Source organism: Burkholderia sp. 4NA327C6 (assembly GCF_005502655.1).
Lineage (GTDB): Bacteria > Pseudomonadota > Gammaproteobacteria > Burkholderiales > Burkholderiaceae > Burkholderia > Burkholderia contaminans.
Window position 1 is genome coordinate 1 of record NZ_SCNZ01000052.1, and the last position, 16,557, is coordinate 16,557.

The window sequence follows — 16,557 nt, forward strand, 5'->3', positions numbered from 1 at the left end:
TTCATCACGGCGGTGACGATCGGCGTGATCGTCGTGAACCGGATGATGATCGCGCGCGAACGGCGCCGCATCGCCGACATGAAGGCGGCGTTCGCGGTGGCGTGACGGCAGGCGTGGGGTACCGGCATGAACGCGGCCGGCCACGTGATGCGTGACGACGAGTGAAAAAGGCGGCGGGCGCGCCAGCACGTCATGCCCGCCGGCGCGCTATAGTCGTACGATTCCCGCCCGGGGTGCTGCATGCTCGGCGGTGTCCCTCTTCGACCGAACGCGCCCCATGACAACGCAACCTGACGTTTCCATCCGGCTCACCGACACCGAGCAGCCGGCCGCACACGACTTCATCAGCCGCAAGCTCGGCGAATTCAATCATGCAATGACGGGGCGCGCCGACGCGGCCACGCTCGACGTGTACGTGACCGATCCTGCGACCGGCGAGATCCTGGGCGGCCTCACGGGGCGCACGTCGCTCGGCCTCTTCTTCATCGATCTGTTCTACCTGCCTGAATCGCTGCGCGGCGGCGGCTTCGGCAGTCGGCTGCTGCGCGAGGCCGAAGCCGAAGCGAAACGACGCGGCTGCGCGCGTGCGGTGCTCTACACGATCTCGTTCCAGGCGCCGGATTTCTACCGGAAGCAGGGCTACGAAGCGTTCGGCGAAGTGCCGTGCGAGCCGGAAGGCGCGTCGCGCGTGTTCATGGTGAAGGTGCTTTGAACCGGTTCAGGCGGCTCGCGTCGCGCGGCAAACAAGCTGGCGTAGCGCGAATGCCTGCAGCCGGGCGCGGGCGGCGCCGCTGAGTCCCTGCACCGCGCCCGCCGGCTTCACCCCGTGCGAACCGCCACGGGGCGCATGCCGCCCGCGTCAGCAATGCTCCAGCGCGTACGACAGGTCGGCGATCAGGTCGTCTGGATGTTCGAGCCCGACCGACACGCGAATCAACCCTTCCGATACCCCCGCCGCCGCACGCGCATCGGCCGGCACGCCCGAATGCGTGGTCGACGCCGGATGGCAGATCAGCGACTCCGTGCCGCCTAGACTGACCGCCGACTTGAAGAGCGTCAGGTGGTTGATGAACCTGAACGCCTGCTCGCGGCCGCCGTCGAGAATGAACGCGAACGTCGAGCCGGGCCCGGTGCATTGGCGCTGATAGACGGCCTGGTAGGCCGGATCGTCGATGAGCTCGGGATGCAGCACGCGCACCGGCCGATGCGGATTGTCGGCGAGCCAGCGAGCGACGGCGCTGCCGCTGCGCGCGGCCTGCTGCATGCGCAGCACGAGCGTTTCCATCGAGCGCGTAATCATCCACGACGAATGCGGGTCGAGCTGCGAGCCGAGCGTGCTGCGGACCGAGCGGATCTTCGTGATCAGCGCGCGATCGCCGGTGACGCCGCCGGCGACGAGGTCGCTATGCCCGCCGATGTATTTCGTCAGCGAGTACACGCTCAGGTCGATGCCCTGCCGCGACGGCTTCTGGTACAGCGGCCCGAGCAGCGTGTTGTCGCAGACCGACAGCGGGCGATAGCCATGGCGTGCCTCGAACGCGTCGATCTCGCTGCGCAGCCCTTCGAGGTCGAACAGCGCGTTGGTCGGGTTGGCCGGCGTCTCGATGTAGCACATCCGCACGTTGCCCTTTTGCGCGGCCGCTTCGAGCGCGGCGCGGATCGCATGGGTGGACAGCCCGTCGGCGATCACTTCGGAGCGAATGCCCCACTCGGGCAGGAACTTCGAGATCAGCGTTTCGGTGCCACCGTAAAGCGGCACCGACTGGACGACGCAGTCGCCCGGCCGCAGGAAGGTCAGCAGGATCGCGGCGATGGCCGACATGCCGCTCGACGTCACGACGGCCGCTTCGGAATCGTCGAGCAGCGCGAGGCGATCCTCGACGATCTCCAGGTTCGGGTGATTGAACCGGCTGTAGACGAGGCCCGCGCCTTCGCCTTCGGGTGAAGGCTTGCGTCCGGCCACGACGTCGAAGAATTCGGCGCCGTCCTCGGCCGTGCGGAACGCGAACGTCGATGTGAGGAACACGGGCGGCTTCACCGATCCTTCCGACAGGAACGGATCGTAGCCGTACGACATCATCTGGGTTTCGGGATGGAGTTCCCGGTCTGCAATCTTGCGCTTGTGGTAGTTGCGATAGGCCATGCGGTGCTCCGTGCAGGGGTGGTGAGGAACGGCCGTTGCAGTGGTGGCATGACGCGCGCGGTGCCGGGTAGGCACCGGCCGTCGCGACCGCGTGTGGCGATACTACCGCGAAGGCGCTGCTTCGTGACGCACCCCTGACACTATCGTCAGGGTGTCGCCTGTTCGACGATCATGTCGTACAACGCACGGGCGGCCGGCGACAATTGCGCGCTCCTGCGCGTGACGAGCACGAGCGTGCGCGACACCGCCGGCTCGACGAGCTCGATCGTGCGGATCATCGGGTACGCGTTTTTCTGGATCGCGAGCTTCGGCACCACGGCCGCGCCGAGCCCTTCCGCGACGAGCCCGAGCGCCGTCGAGCTGCGCTGGACCTCGTAGAACGAATGCAGCGACACGCCGCTCGTCTTCAGCGCGCCGTCGAGCAGCCCGCGATTGCCGCTCACTTCGCCGGCGAAGATCAGCGGGTGCGGCTGCAGTGCGGCCCAGCGAATGCGCCGCCGCTTCGCGAGCGGATGATCGTCGCGGCACACCAGCACGTACGGATCGCTCGTCAGCGGCACGTTGACCAGTTCGGGATGCTGATCGCCGGCGATGCCGATGCCGAACTCGGCTTCGCGATGCAGCACGGCCTGCAGGACGGACGCCGACGCATGATCGAGGATCTTCACGCGATCGTGCGGCCGGTGCGCGGAGAACGCGCGCAGGATGCGGGGCAGGTATTGCACGCCGACCGTCGGCACGCACGCAATCGTGACGTCGCCACGCTGGCTCAGGCCGGTTTCGCGAATTTCGGTGAGCGCATCGGACAGCTCGTTCAGCAGCCGGCGCGCTTGCGGCAGGAAACGCCGGCCGATTTCGGTGAGTGTGGTGCGGCGCGTGGTGCGCTCGACGAGCGCGACGCCGAGGAAGGTTTCGAGCTTGCGCAGCCGCTGCGTGATGGCCGTCTGCGTGACGTGCAGCGTGTCGGCTGCCTGCCGGAAGCTGCCGCCGTCGGCGATTGCGACGAAGGCCTGGACACCGAGCGTATCGATTTTCATTAGATATATGAATCAATCACGATATTAAATTCATTTTACTGAACTCCGTGACGATCGCAGAATGCGTTGGATCGACGGCCCCGGCATCCCGTCCGCGAAGAAGAGGGCCGTCCACGCCGACCAGGAGAAACGACATGACGACCCCACTCGATCGATACGCTGCGCAGTATGTGCAATTCGAGGACGAACGCACGCGGCCGATCCGCGACCTGCTGGCCGCCGTGCCGGACACGCCGATCCGTACCGCGATCGACATCGGCTGCGGGCCCGGCAATTCGACCGAGGCGCTGATCGCACGTGCGCCGCACGCAACGGTCCACGGGATCGATGCGTCGGCGGACATGATCGACGCCGCACGCAAGCGCCTGCCGGACGTGCGATTCGATGTCGTCGATATTTCGACATGGGACGATCCGGGCGGCTACGACCTGATTCTCGCGAATGCGGTGCTGCAATGGGTGCCCGCGCACGACGCGCTGTTTCCGGCACTTGTCGGCCGGCTCGCGCCGGGCGGCCATCTTGCGGTGCAGATGCCCGACAACCTCGACGAACCCGCGCACCGGCTGATGCGCGAAGTCGCCGCGGCCGGGCCGTGGGCGGACAAGCTGAAGGGCGCTGCGCGTACCGAGCGGTTCGATGCGCGCTACTACCACGCGCTGCTGTCGCCGTTGTGCTCGCGGGTGGACGTGTGGCGCACGACCTACTACCACCCGCTGCGCGGCGGTGCCGGCGCGGTCGTGGAGTGGTTCAAAGGCAGCGCGCTGCGACCGTTCCTCGCGGCGCTCGACGATGGCGAGCGCGCGGCGTTTCTCGCGCAGTATCGCGATGCGGTCGCCGGCCCGGGCGGCTATCCGGCGCTCGCTGACGGCACCGTGCTGCTGCCGTTCCCGCGCCTGTTCATCGTCGCGACGCGGGCGTAAAGCGGCAATGATTCGGCCATGATTCGGCCATGACGCGCGGGCGGCCGCACGTCAGCGTGCCGGCCGCACCGACTCCGGGTCGACCGTACGGATGCGTGCGGTCTGCCCGTCACGCAGGTCCTTGTACCAGAACAGCGCCACTTCGCCGTCGTTCTCGTCGTCCGCGTACAGCAGGCGATCGTGTCCGCCCAGCACGAAGCCCGCGCGGGCATACGTGCTGCACGCGGCGATGTTGTTCGACTGCGTTTCCAGCCGCATGAAGCCGAACCCGTGGCTGCGCGCCCACGATTCGGCGGTCGCCAGCAGCAACTGCCCGATCCCTTGCCGCCGATATTGGCGGTCGACGGCCAGCTCCGCGATCTCCGCCATCCCGTTCCAGCTCTGGCCGATGGCCACGAACCCGGCGAGCCGGTCGCCGGCCGTCGCATGAAAGAGCGCCGTCTTGCCGGTCGCCTCGTCCGCCCAGCCGGCCGGATCGAAGCCGTAGTTCTTGCGGCGTGCAGGCAGCGCGCGCAGATCGAGCAAGTCCTGATACGGCGCGTTCAATTCCCAGGCGATGTCGAACGAGAAGTCGCATCGGTCCAGTTCGTCGGCGGGCAGCCCGCTCGTCTGTTCGATGCTGATGTGCTCGGCTCGGTCCATGTGTCGGTGTCCTGTCTTCTGCGGGATGCGTGGTGGTGTCCGTGATGCGATCGCCGGCGCTATGATATGCGCCGCATCGAGTGTGTTCCTGCTTCGATTTTTTGCACCTGCACAATTCGCCGCGCGCGAGACAGGCACAGACAGGTTGCGTCCGTGGCGGTGGAGCGCGCTCAGGCGATGAACCGGACAGTCGCGCAAACGTGTGCGGAGTCCAGGCGCCGGCTGAGGCGCTCGTTCGATCGACTGATTATGCTGGATTTCGGCGTTGGCCTGGTGAGCGCATCGAGTGCCGCATACACGAACATGCGGTTCCCGAACGGTGGGCCGCCCGCATTCGGCGTGAGTATCGCGAACATCGGCAGGCAAGGGGTGCGCGACCTCGAGAGGGTCGGCGTTGGCGCGCGCGATGCGATCGCGGCGGCTCTCGTGTGGGCGAACTGGACGCGCACGAAGTTCGTGCCACTGTCGAGCGAAACATCGAAAGCATTCGGGCGCAACGGGGGACGTCGCGCCCGAGTGCGCGTCGGCCCCGTGCGGGCGGCCGACGCGGTCCGGCCACGCCGTCAGATCGTGATCGTGACGGGGCCCGCGAGCGGCGTGTAGCCGTCGTCGAACAGGTACCACGCATCGTACTGCCCCGACGCCAGCGTGCTGTTGGCCGTGGACGAGAACAGCAACGAACCCGTGCTCTTCGGCAGGTACGCCCACGACTTGTAGCTGCCCTTGGTCGGCTGCGCACCACGCGCAAAGATACCCACCCAGTTCTTCGGGCTGTGGCTCCACGGCGGCGCGACGTAGTCGAACCGCAACGTGCCGAACGTCGAGCCCTGCGACGCGAGCGACGCGACGAACTTCTTGCTGGTATTGCCGATCGCCGAATCCGTGAGCAGCGTGCCGGATTGCGTCTGCACGCAACCGGCCACCCGACGCAGGAAGTTCGGATCGTTCGCGTCGCGGATGCTGGCGTCATACCAGCCGCCGTCGCCGTACCACGTGACCGCTTGCGTCGCGCCGGCGGCGACGGTGAACGACTGCCTCGTGTTCATCCCGTAGGCGTTGTCGGTGAGCTGGAACGTGGTCGCGCTGGCGCCCGCCGAGTTGTCGAGCGTGATCTGCACGTTGCCGTTCGCGACGTCGTAGCACAGGCTGATTTCGGCGGTCGAACCCGTGTTGCCCGACGAACCGATGCTGCCGCGGAACGTCTGCAGGAAACCATTCGGTCCGTAGATCGAATAGTCGTAGCCGCCGCCGCTCGTTAGCGCGAGCGAGTCCGACAGGTTCGCGCACTGGTTCGTGCCGGCCGCGATCGTGTAGTGCCGGGGGATCGTGCTCGTGCCGTCGACCCAGGCCTGCAGGTGCACGCCCGCGGTGCCGGTATTGGTCATCGTCAGCGCGAGCGCGCGGCCGGCGCGGTTGACCTTGCCTTGCACGAAGAACTCGTAGGGCAGGCGGCACGCGGTGCTGCGGCCGGCCGCCTGTGCCGGCACCGCGGTGGTGGTCGGGTAGGGGATCAGGACGGCCGGGCCGTTCGGGTTCATGTTGCTCGCGGGCGGCTGGATCGCGGGAACCGCCTGGTCGGCGTTCGAGAAATCGAAGGCCGACGTCAGGTCGCCGCACACCGTGCGCCGCCACGGCGTGATGTTGGTTTCCTGCAGCCCGAAGCGCGCCTCCAGAAAGCGGATCACCGAGGTGTGATCGAACACCTGCGAGTTGACCTTGCCGCCCTTCGACCACGGCGAGATCACGAACATCGGCACGCGCGGGCCGAGCCCGATCGGCACGTCGCCACTGGCCGAGCCGTCCGATGCGGCGCCGCTGCCGGAGACGAATTCGGCGGCCGTCGAGACCGTCGACTGCCCGGTGCCGGCAGCGGAGCTGGCCGGGACGGCCGGCGGCACGTGATCGAACAGCCCGTCGTTCTCGTCGTACATGACGAGCAGCACCGTGCTGGCCCATACCGCCGGATTCGACGTCAGCGCATTGAGGACGTTGCTCACGTACCATTCGCCGCCGCTCGCGGCCCACGACGGATGCTCGCTGTACGCGTAGGGTGCGGCGATCCACGATACCTGCGGCAGCGTGCCGTTGGCGACGTCGGCCCGCAGCTGGCTGAAGAGGTTCGTGTCGTATTCCTTGCCGCCGCCTGACGGGTCGATCTGCGTGCCGTTGAGCGCCGGCGCGAGCGGATCGCTGGCGCCGAGGTTCTGGTACTGCCTGAAGTTCAGGATGACGTTGTCGCCGTAATTGCCGTTCCACCAGAGATCGCTTTTGGAGCCGTTGTATTCGCCGTAGCCATGGCCGGCATCGAGGCCGTTGCCCTTGTCCTGGTAGAACTTCCACGTGACGCCGGCCGTGTTCAGGCGCTCCGGCATCGTGGTCCAGCCGGTGCCCGTCATCGTGTTGGTGGTGTACGGCGAATAGCCGGTGACGTTGCCGCAGCACCCGGTCCACAGATACAGGCGGTTCGGGTCCGTCGGGCCGAGCATCGAGCAGTGGTACGCGTCGCACACCGTGAACGCGCTCGCCAGCGCGTAGTAGAACGGAATGTCGTTCTGCGTGAAGTAGTACATCGTGCCGCTGGTCTTCGCGGCGGTCCAGTTGTCATAGCGGCCGTTGTTCCAGGCGCTGTGCGTGGTGCCCCAGTCGTGAGGGAGGTCGCCGTAGTAGGTGTCGCCGTTCGCCGTGCCGAAAGGCGGGGACGGGTTGAACGGGAACACGTAGGACAGCATCCAGGGCTGCCGCCACACCGGATACCCGCTCGAAATCACGGCCGGCCGCGGATCGCCGAAGCCGCGCGCACCGCCCAGCATGCCGAGGTAGTGGTCGAACGAGCGGTTTTCCTGCATCAGGATCACGACGTGCTTCACGTCCTGGATCGTGCCGGTCACGGTGGCTGCCGGAATGGCCTGCGCACGCGCGATGCTGTCGGGCAGCATGCCCGTGATCGCGGTGGCGCCGGCGAGCTTCAGCGCGTCGGCGATGAATTGACGTCGTGTCGTGGGTTTGTTTTGCATGATCGCTCTCTGTCGTGGATGGCTGGCCCGGGGGCCGGCGTCGGTCAGTGGCACGCGCTCGCGCAGTGCAGGACGGGTGTGGACGCCGAGCCTGGTGCGGCCGCGCGCGCGGCCGCCATGCTGGCCGCGGTGCCGGAGTCACCGTCGCCGCAAGCGGCCAGCGTGCACAGGAGTGCGATCATGAAAACGCCGCGCCAGTGCGGGAAGCGGCTTTCCGACCGATACGAGTTGACGATATGCTTTCGATCCGATTCGAGTCGGATTCCTGAATGATCGAGACTGTTGCTGCGTGCTCCGTATTTCATTACCCCTCCAGACATGAAAAATGGACAGCAGAGAATATCGCCCGAATCAGAACAACTTCATGACAGGCCAGCCGCGCGTGCCTGCCACGTGCAACAGCTTCGCGTCGGGATTGGTGGCGACCGGATGCGTGACGTAGTCCAGCAGCGGCACGTCGTTGATCGAATCGCTGTAGAAGTAGGTGCGCTCGAAATCGGACGGCGCGTAGCCGAGTGATGCCAGCCACTCGGTGGTGCGCACGATCTTTCCTTCGCGGAAGCTCGGCACGCCCGTGCTGCGCCCGGTGAACGCGCCGCCGGGCGTACCGTCGTCGGTATCGAGCTCGATGCCGAGCAGGTGCTCTATACCGAATTCCGCCGCGATCGGCCGCGTAACGAAGACGTTGGTCGCCGTCACGATGCAGCAGAGATCGCCGTTCTCGCGATGGCGGTCGACCAGCGCGCGCGCCTGCGGCGTGATCGCCGGGCGGATCACTTCGTCCATGAACCGCGCGTGCCAGCGTTCGAGCACCTTGCGCGGATAGCGGGTGAGCGGTGCGAGCGTCACGGCGAGATACGCGTCCATGTCGAGCGTGCCGGCCGCATAGTGACCGTAGTGCTCGTCGATCAGCGCCACGTGCGCGTCGTCTTCCCGCCAGCCGACCCGCGTGATGAAGCGGCTCCAGGCCTGGTCGCTGTCGAGCGGCAGCAGCGTGTGGTCGAGGTCGAACAGCGCGAGATTCCTGTGCATGGGTGGTGCCTTGTGTCGCGTGTTCATGCGCCGATGAGCTTGTCGATCGCATCCTTCGCGTTCTTGCCGTCGATGGTGGTGACGCCGTCGAGCCACTTCGACAGCACGCCGGGGTTCTTCTTCGCCCATTCCTTCGCCACCGCGACCGGATCCGCGTGATTCATGATCGGCACCATCAGCTGGTTCTCCTCGTCGGTCGTGAACTTCAGGTTGGTCAGCAGTCGGCCGACGTTCGGGCAGCGTTCGAGATAGCCGGGCGTGACGAGCGTATAGACCTTCGCCGAGCCGTAGTTCGGGCCGAATACGCTGTCGCCGCCGTCGAGATAGGCAATCTTGAAGTTGATGTTCATCGGATGCGGCTCCCATGCGAGGAAGACGATCATCCGGTGCTCCTGCACCGCGCGCGTCACTTGCACGAGCATCCCGGCCTCGCTCGATTCGACCAGCTTGAAGCCGCCGAGCCCGAACTCGTTCTTGTCGATCATCCGCTGGACCAGCGCGTTGCCGTTGTTGCCGGCGCCGATCCCGTAGATCCTGCCGTCGAGCTGGTCGCGGAACTTCGCGATGTCCGCAAAACTCTTGAGGCCCTTGTCCGACGCATATTGCGGCACGGCCAGCGTGTAGCGCGCGCCGACCAGGTTGGGTTGCGGCAGCTGGTGGACGGCGCCGGCATCGACGAACGGCTTCACCGTGGGCGTCATGCTCGGATCCCAGTAGCCGAGGAACGCGTCGATCTGCGCCTTCTTCACGCCGGCCAGCACGATCGGTGGCGACGCGATCGTCTTGGTCGCCTCGTAGCCGAGCCCGTCGAGCAGCATCATCGCGACACCGGTGGTGGCCGCGATGTCGCTCCAGCCGACATCGCCGAGCGTCACCTTCTTGCAGACGTCGCCTTCCGACGCGTGAGCGGGGGCCGTGGCCAGCACGGCCAGCAGCGTGGCTGCCAGCCTCCATGCGTTCTTCATCATGTTGGTCTCCTAAGCAAATGTTCCGGATCGTGCTGCCTGAATGGTATGACGATTGGTCGTGCTGATCGGATGAAACAAATGAACCTGGGTCTGGCTTTGTAGTTTTGCGTACCGTATATTAGAAAGCACAAAATCGCAAGATCGCACAAAAATACAACTTGCCGGTTGCCGGGTCGGGTGACGGGCAGGCGGGGGCAGGAAGAATTCGGCGACGGCCCAGGCGGGCCGTGCTTCATCGGGTGAACAAGGCAAAGCAAGGAGACCTCGCATGATCAGTCAGCTGGAAATCGTGTCCCGCCTGTTGCTGGCGGCATTGCTCGGCAGCATCGTCGGCATCGAGCGCGAGCGCCTGTCGTGGGCGGCCGGATTGCGCACGCACATGCTGGTGGCGGTAGGCGCCGCGCTCGTGATGGTCGTGTCGGCGTTTGGTTTCGCGGATATCCAGGACGCGAAGAACGTGTCGCTGGACCCGTCGCGCGTCGCCGCGCAGGTGGTGTCGGGCATCGGCTTCCTCGGCGCCGGGTCGATCATGCTGCGCGGCGAGATCATCCGCGGCCTGACGACCGCGGCGAGCCTGTGGGTCGTGGCGGCGGTCGGGCTCGCCGTGGGCGGCGGCGTGTACGTGGCCGCGATCGCCGCGACGGCGATCGTGCTCGCGATCCTGGCCGGCCTGAAGCCGATCGAGAAACGCTTCTTCGCTGCGCGGCAGCGCTGGGGCGTGCGCATCCTCGCGCGCCGAGGCACCGTGAAACTGACGTCGTTGCAGGCGATGCCCGGCATCGACCAGGCGCGTATCGTCCAGTTCATCATCGAACAGGACGACACCGCGCCGGACGACGACCACATCCACGTGGTGTTTTCGAAGATGACGAGCCGCGAATTCCAGGCGGTCCGTCAGTCCCTGCAGACCCTCGTCGGCATCAAAAAGATGGAGGAAAGCGCAGCATAGTCCGCCGTTCGAATAACATTGGCGTTCATTCCAAGGACATTCCATGTGGCAAGAAGAGCGATACCAGAGGATCCGGCTTCTGTTATCGAAGATGCAGCGCGTTTCGACCGACCGGATCATGGCCGACCTGAACGTGTCGCGGGAAACCGTGCGGCGCGATCTCGTCGATCTCGAGGCGCTCGGTGAATTGAAGCGCGTACACGGCGGTGCGGTGCAGGTGGGCGACGAAGCGCCGATCGCCGAGCGCGCGCAGACGCACGTAAAGGCGAAGCAGGCGATTGCCCGCGCAGCGGCCAGGCTGGTCACGGGCTCGCAGACGCTGTTCATCGACGCGGGCACGACCACGACGCTGCTGGCCGAGGAACTGGCGAAGCTGTCGGGCCTCACGATCGTCACGAACTCGATCGACGTCGCGCTGAAGATGCGGTCGAGCGACCCGGCGCAGGCGAGGAACGAAACGATCCTGCTCGGCGGGATGATCGGCAGCCGCGCGGCCGCGACCGTCGGTGACGGCACGGTTGCCGAGATCTTCCGCTATCGCGCCGATCTCGCGCTGCTGTCGCCGGTGGGCGTCGATGCCGTTCGTGGCGCGACCAACTACGACCGGATGGAAACCGAAGTGGCGCGCGCGATGGTCAGCAACGCGGCGGACGTCGCGATCCTGGCCGATTTCAGCAAGCTCGGCACGAACAGCCGGATCGGCTTCTGCGAGCCGGCGCGGATCGGCACACTGGTGACCGATGCGAAGGCGGAGTCGGTCGACAGCTACAAGAGCCTCAAGAAAGTCATCAAGCGCATCGTGCTGGCGACCGGCGCGCCTTCAGGACAGCGCGCGTAAGGATTCCGCGTACGGCCATTCGACGCCAGAGACGTTGACGACGGCCTGCCACGCGGCTTCTTGATTCGCGCCATCGAGGAGGTGTGGGTGTCGCTGCGCCTCAATTGGGCCTGAGAACTTCCCTTGTGCGGAGGCGAAGAACTGCCCCGAGACCTCGGTCCCGAACTTCGAGGCCTGGATATAGCGGCCCGCTGCCGTTTCCGGCGTCTGATTCATGCCGGGAATGAGGTTCGCGATCGGGATAAACAGATACTTCACGGCCAGGCTGGCTTGTCGCGAAACGTTGGTCGCAGTCGCCGCACCGGGGGAGACAGCGTACACGGCCATGCCGGAGGGCAGCCGCCGCGCCAGCGCTGCGGCCCACCAGGCGACGAAGAGCTTCGCGTCGGCATACGCATTGTTGGGCACGTACTTCACGTTCGGCCCGTTGCGAATCAGGGCTTCCATGGCAGCGGTCAGGTCACCCTGATGGTGTTTGGCAGCGAATGCGTCTACGTCGGTGTATTTGAACATGGGTACGCCCCCTCGGGCAGGCTCCGCGCTGCTGATGACAATCCGCGCGTTGGGGCTCAGCAGGTTGGCGCGGAGCAACCCGACAGTCAATTGATGATGACCGATGAGCGGGGCCTGAGAAGCCTCGACGCCCTCCGCAGTGATCACGCGCGCCTTGCCGGGAACCATCCCTGCGTTGAGCAGCAGGAAATCGATCCGCCGACCTCGCTTGACGAGTTCGGCGAGCGCGGCCTGGACGCTGGCCGGCGTGTCCAACTCCAGTTCCAGCGGCGTGAAGACCTGTCTTCTGGTTTCCGTTGCGAGTTGAGCGGCCGTTTCCTGGGCGCGAGCCAGGCTGCGGCCAGTGACGATGATCTCACGCCAGCCCTCTCCGGCAAGTGTGCGGGCAGCCGCATAACCGAGCCCGGAGGTGGCACCGGTGACGAGCACGATCGAATGTTCCATGGGCGTCTCAGTGTTGAAGGGGAAAGGGGGAAGGGCGAGTCGTGAGGCCACGGACGACTTGCCAATTTAGAACTATTCAGTTATATATTTGCGCGATGACGAGTGTCAAGGAGTTTTGAACTAAATGATTCAAAATGCTGCCAGGCCGAGGGGCCGACCGCGCAGCTTCGACGAGACAGGGGCGCTGGAAAAGGCAACTCAGGTGTTCTGGTCGAAAGGCTACGACGGAGTGACGATTGACGATCTCGTCGCCGGGATGGGTGTAGGACGGCCCAGCCTGTATGCCGTTTTTGGGGACAAGCGGGCGATATTCTTGCGGGTCCTCAAGGCGTACGCGGAACGGAAAGGCGCATCAGCCGCGAAGACACTCCTCTCACCACTGAGTCTTCGCGACTCGATCACGGGCTTTCTGAGGTACGCCGTCGAAAGTGCGACCGAGAAAGGGTCCGCCCGTGGCTGCCTTCTGATTTGCGTCGCGCCGCTCGTGGACGACCCCGAGGTCCGGCAGTTCCTGCAAAACGCGGCCGCTGGCGGCGCCGCGCTGGTGGAAGGTCGTTTCCGGGACGCAATCATCGCGGGAGAAATCCCGTCCGACTTTCCCGTCGCCGCGCGCGCAACCCAAGTCACGGATTTAGCGCGTGGGCTAACCATGCGTGCGCAGCTAGGCGTGCCGCGCAAGATGCTCCTCAAAGATGCCGAGGAAGCGGCCGACCTGGTGCTCCCGCCGCGACGCGCCTGACGGGTTATTGGACAAGAATTCATTGAGAAATGACCACGACAACTGACATGAGCGGCGGATCCGGGCGTTTCGTCGTCTGATGAACAAAGTGGCGACGGGGTCAATCGACGCCAGGCACCACGTGAAGCGGCCGGCCGTCGCGCGCCGCACCGGCCGTCGTGTATGCTTGCCCGCATCGTTCAAAGGGCGGGACAACATGAAGAAACCGGCACACCCCAAGCCTGAGGTGCGGTTCAGGATGCGTATCCAGCAAGCCGACACGATCGCGCTCGGGCCGGGCAAGGTCGCGCTGCTCGAAGCCGTGCGCGAGCACGGTTCGATTTCGGCGGCGGCGCGCAGCCTGAAGATGTCGTACCGGCGTGCGTGGTTGCTGATGGACGAACTGAACCGCTCGCTGAAATCGCCGGCGACGGTGTCCGAACATGGCGGGCAGAGCGGCGGCGGCAGCGTGCTCACGCCGGTCGGCGAGGAGATCATCCGGCTTTATCGCGGGATCGAGGCGCGTGCTTACGCGGCCTGCGCCGACGACATCGCCGCGCTCACGAAAATGGTGCGGCGTTAAGGGCGCGCTGAACGCGTGTGCGCCCGCCGAGCCTCTTCAGGCTGACGATGGGCCTTCACTGACTCGCTGAAGGGCAGCGCGCAAAATCTGCCGCGAAACGAACCCGGCCTCAACCGTGCCGCAGGCAAAAGCGCGACGCGTCGCCCGTGGCGGCATCCGGCGCCGTCACATCGCGCGCCTGCGCATCGAGCCGCCCGATCAGTTCGACGAAACTCGCGACGCTCGCCGTCCGCAGCGGGTAGTACGCGATGTGGTGGCGTTCGCAGATGCGCTTGAGCAGGTTCATCGAATCGTGGTCGATACAGTCGACCGGGAACACGACCATCCGCGCGCCCGGTAGCGCAGCGGCCAGCAGGCCCTTGCGATCCTCGATGCCGCCGTCGTGCAGCGTCACCTCGCCGCCCGCCGTTTCGACGATCCGCTTGATCGCGCGATTGGAGCCCGGGCGCCCGCCGACATACACCAGACGCGTACCGTGAAGGAGCGACGGCGGATCGGCCGCGCGTTCGGCCGGATCGTCCGCCGACGCCTGCACCGCCAGTTCGATCGCGCTCGCTTCGGCGCGCAGCGTCTTGACCGTCGCCGTCAGTTCGTCGAGCCGCGCGCGCATCGCGCGGGCGCTCGCCTGTTCCGCGGCGATCCGCTGCTCGGCCGCCTCGCGGCGGCTCGTGTGCAGCGCGAGCCGTTCGTCGCGCGGCCAGTGCTTCGCGCAGTTCGTGCACTTCGTCACGCAAGGCGCTGTCCGCCGCCACCGGCTGCGCGTTCCGGCGCGCGGCGAGGGCATCGAGTTCCTGGCGCGCCGCGTCGCGCTGCGCGCTCAGTTCGTGCAGGCGCACCTGCTGCCGTTCGATCGTCGCGTGCAGCGCCGCATTCTCTTCCTCCAGCGCGACCAGCCGCCGGATATCGGCGCGATTGGCCGCGCCGACCAGGTGCGACAGCATGTGCAGGTCGCCGAATGCGGCCTGGCGCACGCCCATCGTCGTGCGCGGATGCGTCATCAGCGCCCAGTAAGCGGGCGGAATGTCGCCGCTCTTCAGCGCTTCCTTCCATCGCGCGAGAAGTTCGTCCGCATCCTTCGCGCTGTCGAACGCGCGGATCGCGCCGGCGTAGCGCTCGTCGAGCGCCTTGTGCAACGCCTTGGCGCCGGCCGTGCCGGCGATGGCGAGTTCGACGGCCGCGTGATGGATCTCGAGATCGGTCGCGTGCCGGCGATCGAGGTCGGTGAATTTCGGCACGAGCTTGCGCAGTTCGTGCGTGGTCAGGCAGGTGCCGATGATCGAGCAGTGCAGGTTCGCATCGAGTTCGGACAGGCGCGTGCGGCGCTTCAGCTCGGTCGGTTGCGCGCTCGACCGCGCGCAGCATGCGTCGATCCGCGTGCCGGTTGCCGCGGGCAGGTTACCGCCGGGCGACGAGAGATCCGCCGTGCGGGACAGGCGAAAGGGCGGAGCGTGCATGTTGACCTCTGTCCGGCAGGGTCGGGCCGGGGACGGATGCGCGAAAGATGGGCGAAATATACCACGGAATATAACGCACGAAATTCCGGGAAAATCACGACGCCAGGCCGCGCGGCGCGGTCAGCAGAGCGCGGTTGAATCGTCGGTGAGCGGCACTGAGGCGGGGGAGAGGCTGAGGTGGAGGCTGCATGCGAAACGGGGAGCCATGCCGGCGCATGATGCGCCATCACCTCCTCGACACACCGCCCGACGAACAATACGTCGACGCGCTCCGGCGGCATGCTGCCGGGCACGACGCGGCGCGCGAGGGTCGCGCGCGTCCGGCCCGAAGTCGTGAATGCCAATGCGCCTAGTGCCCTCGCGTAACCGCCGCCGGCAGCACCGCGGCCCGCGCGCCCGCCGTTTCGTCCACGGTCGCCCGGCCACCGTCGTGAAAGAACGCCTGCTCGGCGGCATTGTTCATCACGAGGATGCTGATGCGGCGATTGGTCGGTTCGTCCGCCACGTTCTTGTCGAGCGGCAGCACATCCGCGAGCCCGCGCACCTGAAGCAGCTTCTCCTCCCGCAATCCGCCCGCGACCAGCGCGCGCCGCGCGGCGTTCGCGCGATCGCTGGACAGCTCCCAGTTCGAATAGCCGGTCGAGCCGCCGGAATACGGCGTCGAGTCGGTATGCCCCGCGATCGACACGCGGTTTTCGACATCGTCGAGTGTCGTCCCGATCTGGGAGAGGATCGCGGTGGCGTAGCTTTCAGGCTGCGCACTACCCGACGCGAACATCGGTCGCTTCAGCGAATCGACGATCTCGATGCGCAGGCCCTCGTTGGTGATCGCGATCCGGATCTGGTCCTGGTACGCGCGCAACGACGGGCTATGTGCGATCGCCGCGCTCAGCTTCGCCTTCAGGCGTTCGAGCTTTTGCGTATCGACGATGCCGGCGAGTGCCGCGGGCGAACTGGCCGGCACCGGTTGCGCCTGGGTGTCGATCGCCGGCGCCGGGTTCGTCATGTCGCGGCCGCCACCCTGCACGACGCTCGGGCGCGGCGCCTGCCCGTCTTTCCCGCCGGAGAGGAGGGTCGACAGCGGCGTGTTGAAGTAGTCCTCGATCCCCTGCTTGTCGTACTTGGACACCGAGCCGAGCAGCCACATCAGCAGGAAGAACGCCATCATCGCCGTGACGAAATCGGCGTACGCGATTTTCCAGGCGCCGCCGTGGTGGGCGTCGTGGTCCTCGCCTTTCCTGCGGCGCACGACGACGAGCGGTGCCTGTTTCGGCGGATTGGAGCGACTGTCGGCCATGGTGC

The 16,557-nt window shown here is 66.3% G+C and carries 15 protein-coding genes and 3 pseudogenes; 8 read left to right on the forward strand and 10 right to left on the reverse strand.

All coding sequences use genetic code 11. From position 1 onward, the window contains the following. Together FFS49_RS34720 and FFS49_RS34725 are read left to right on the forward strand one after the other, a co-directional pair. Nucleotides 1-105, forward strand: a pseudogene (locus FFS49_RS34720) (putrescine ABC transporter permease PotI); the annotation flags it as partial. Between the two features lie 172 nt (nucleotides 106-277). Continuing rightward, on the forward strand, nucleotides 278-712 hold the full coding sequence (locus FFS49_RS34725) for a GNAT family N-acetyltransferase (protein WP_105817400.1): 435 nt from the start codon (nucleotides 278-280) through the stop codon (nucleotides 710-712). 147 nt (nucleotides 713-859) lie between these two features. On the opposite strand, the gene FFS49_RS34730 is transcribed toward FFS49_RS34725, so the two are convergent. Together FFS49_RS34730 and FFS49_RS34735 are read right to left on the reverse strand one after the other, a co-directional pair. Then, complete coding sequence (locus FFS49_RS34730) at nucleotides 860-2,143, reverse strand: cystathionine gamma-synthase family protein (protein ID WP_039369893.1); 1,284 nt, start codon at nucleotides 2,141-2,143, stop codon at nucleotides 860-862. Between the two features lie 146 nt (nucleotides 2,144-2,289). Further along, entirely contained in the window at nucleotides 2,290-3,180 is an 891-nt protein-coding gene (locus FFS49_RS34735; protein WP_105817399.1) for a LysR family transcriptional regulator, read from the reverse strand. A 134-nt stretch (nucleotides 3,181-3,314) separates the two neighbouring features. Here FFS49_RS34735 and tam point away from each other — a divergent pair, with 134 nt between their 5' ends. Next, the gene (gene tam, locus FFS49_RS34740) at nucleotides 3,315-4,100 is read left to right on the forward strand and encodes a trans-aconitate 2-methyltransferase (protein ID WP_105817398.1); all 786 of its coding nucleotides are present in this window, start codon (nucleotides 3,315-3,317) and stop codon (nucleotides 4,098-4,100) included. Nucleotides 4,101-4,151: 51 nt separating this feature from the next. Here the strand turns inward: tam and FFS49_RS34745 are convergent, their stop codons facing one another. After that, nucleotides 4,152-4,742: a GNAT family N-acetyltransferase gene (locus tag FFS49_RS34745; RefSeq protein ID WP_105817397.1), complete on the reverse strand. Its 591-nt coding sequence runs from the start codon at nucleotides 4,740-4,742 to the stop codon at nucleotides 4,152-4,154. 288 nt (nucleotides 4,743-5,030) lie between these two features. On the opposite strand from FFS49_RS34745, the pseudogene FFS49_RS42765 reads away from it, so the two are divergent. Further along, a pseudogene (locus tag FFS49_RS42765) lies at nucleotides 5,031-5,225 on the forward strand (porin); the annotation flags it as partial. A gap of 80 nt (nucleotides 5,226-5,305) precedes the next feature. Here FFS49_RS42765 and FFS49_RS34755 read toward each other — a convergent pair. The 4 genes from FFS49_RS34755 to FFS49_RS34770 all read right to left on the reverse strand — a co-directional run bounded on the left by FFS49_RS34755 (nucleotide 5,306) and on the right by FFS49_RS34770 (nucleotide 9,753). Beyond that, nucleotides 5,306-7,756, reverse strand: coding sequence for a phosphocholine-specific phospholipase C (locus FFS49_RS34755; RefSeq protein ID WP_105817396.1), 2,451 nt, complete (start codon nucleotides 7,754-7,756; stop codon nucleotides 5,306-5,308). Nucleotides 7,757-7,800: 44 nt separating this feature from the next. Beyond that, complete coding sequence (locus tag FFS49_RS42770; protein ID WP_223274263.1) at nucleotides 7,801-7,938, reverse strand: hypothetical protein; 138 nt, start codon at nucleotides 7,936-7,938, stop codon at nucleotides 7,801-7,803. 169 nt (nucleotides 7,939-8,107) lie between these two features. Then, entirely contained in the window at nucleotides 8,108-8,788 is a 681-nt protein-coding gene (locus tag FFS49_RS34765) for an HAD family hydrolase (RefSeq protein ID WP_105817395.1), read from the reverse strand. Between the two features lie 23 nt (nucleotides 8,789-8,811). Continuing rightward, nucleotides 8,812-9,753, reverse strand: coding sequence for a choline ABC transporter substrate-binding protein (locus FFS49_RS34770; protein WP_224755724.1), 942 nt, complete (start codon nucleotides 9,751-9,753; stop codon nucleotides 8,812-8,814). A gap of 271 nt (nucleotides 9,754-10,024) precedes the next feature. Between FFS49_RS34770 and FFS49_RS34775 the strand changes: the two genes are divergently transcribed. Both FFS49_RS34775 and FFS49_RS34780 read left to right on the forward strand, forming a co-directional pair. Beyond that, on the forward strand, nucleotides 10,025-10,705 hold the full coding sequence (locus tag FFS49_RS34775) for an MgtC/SapB family protein (RefSeq protein ID WP_105817393.1): 681 nt from the start codon (nucleotides 10,025-10,027) through the stop codon (nucleotides 10,703-10,705). A 43-nt stretch (nucleotides 10,706-10,748) separates the two neighbouring features. Then, nucleotides 10,749-11,543 (forward strand): DeoR/GlpR family DNA-binding transcription regulator, encoded by a 795-nt coding sequence (locus FFS49_RS34780; RefSeq protein WP_105817392.1) that lies wholly within the window; start codon nucleotides 10,749-10,751, stop codon nucleotides 11,541-11,543. Here FFS49_RS34780 and FFS49_RS34785 read toward each other — a convergent pair. Continuing rightward, nucleotides 11,526-12,500: an SDR family NAD(P)-dependent oxidoreductase gene (locus FFS49_RS34785; protein WP_105817391.1), complete on the reverse strand. Its 975-nt coding sequence runs from the start codon at nucleotides 12,498-12,500 to the stop codon at nucleotides 11,526-11,528. The two genes, FFS49_RS34780 and FFS49_RS34785, sit on opposite strands and share 18 nt — an antisense overlap. 124 nt (nucleotides 12,501-12,624) lie before the next feature. Between FFS49_RS34785 and FFS49_RS34790 the strand changes: the two genes are divergently transcribed. Both FFS49_RS34790 and FFS49_RS34795 read left to right on the forward strand, forming a co-directional pair. After that, nucleotides 12,625-13,239 carry a TetR/AcrR family transcriptional regulator gene (locus FFS49_RS34790; RefSeq protein ID WP_105817390.1) on the forward strand — a complete coding sequence of 205 codons (615 nt, stop codon included), beginning with the start codon at nucleotides 12,625-12,627 and terminating at the stop codon, nucleotides 13,237-13,239. A gap of 238 nt (nucleotides 13,240-13,477) precedes the next feature. Continuing rightward, nucleotides 13,478-13,801, forward strand: coding sequence for a LysR family transcriptional regulator (locus tag FFS49_RS34795; RefSeq protein ID WP_034188511.1), 324 nt, complete (start codon nucleotides 13,478-13,480; stop codon nucleotides 13,799-13,801). A gap of 109 nt (nucleotides 13,802-13,910) precedes the next feature. On the opposite strand, the pseudogene FFS49_RS34800 reads toward FFS49_RS34795, so the two are convergent. Together FFS49_RS34800 and motB are read right to left on the reverse strand one after the other, a co-directional pair. Next, nucleotides 13,911-15,255, reverse strand: a pseudogene (locus FFS49_RS34800) (DUF2325 domain-containing protein). Nucleotides 15,256-15,604: 349 nt separating this feature from the next. Further along, on the reverse strand, nucleotides 15,605-16,552 hold the full coding sequence (motB, locus tag FFS49_RS34805) for a flagellar motor protein MotB (protein WP_071333279.1): 948 nt from the start codon (nucleotides 16,550-16,552) through the stop codon (nucleotides 15,605-15,607). Nucleotides 16,553-16,557: the final 5 nt, after the last annotated feature.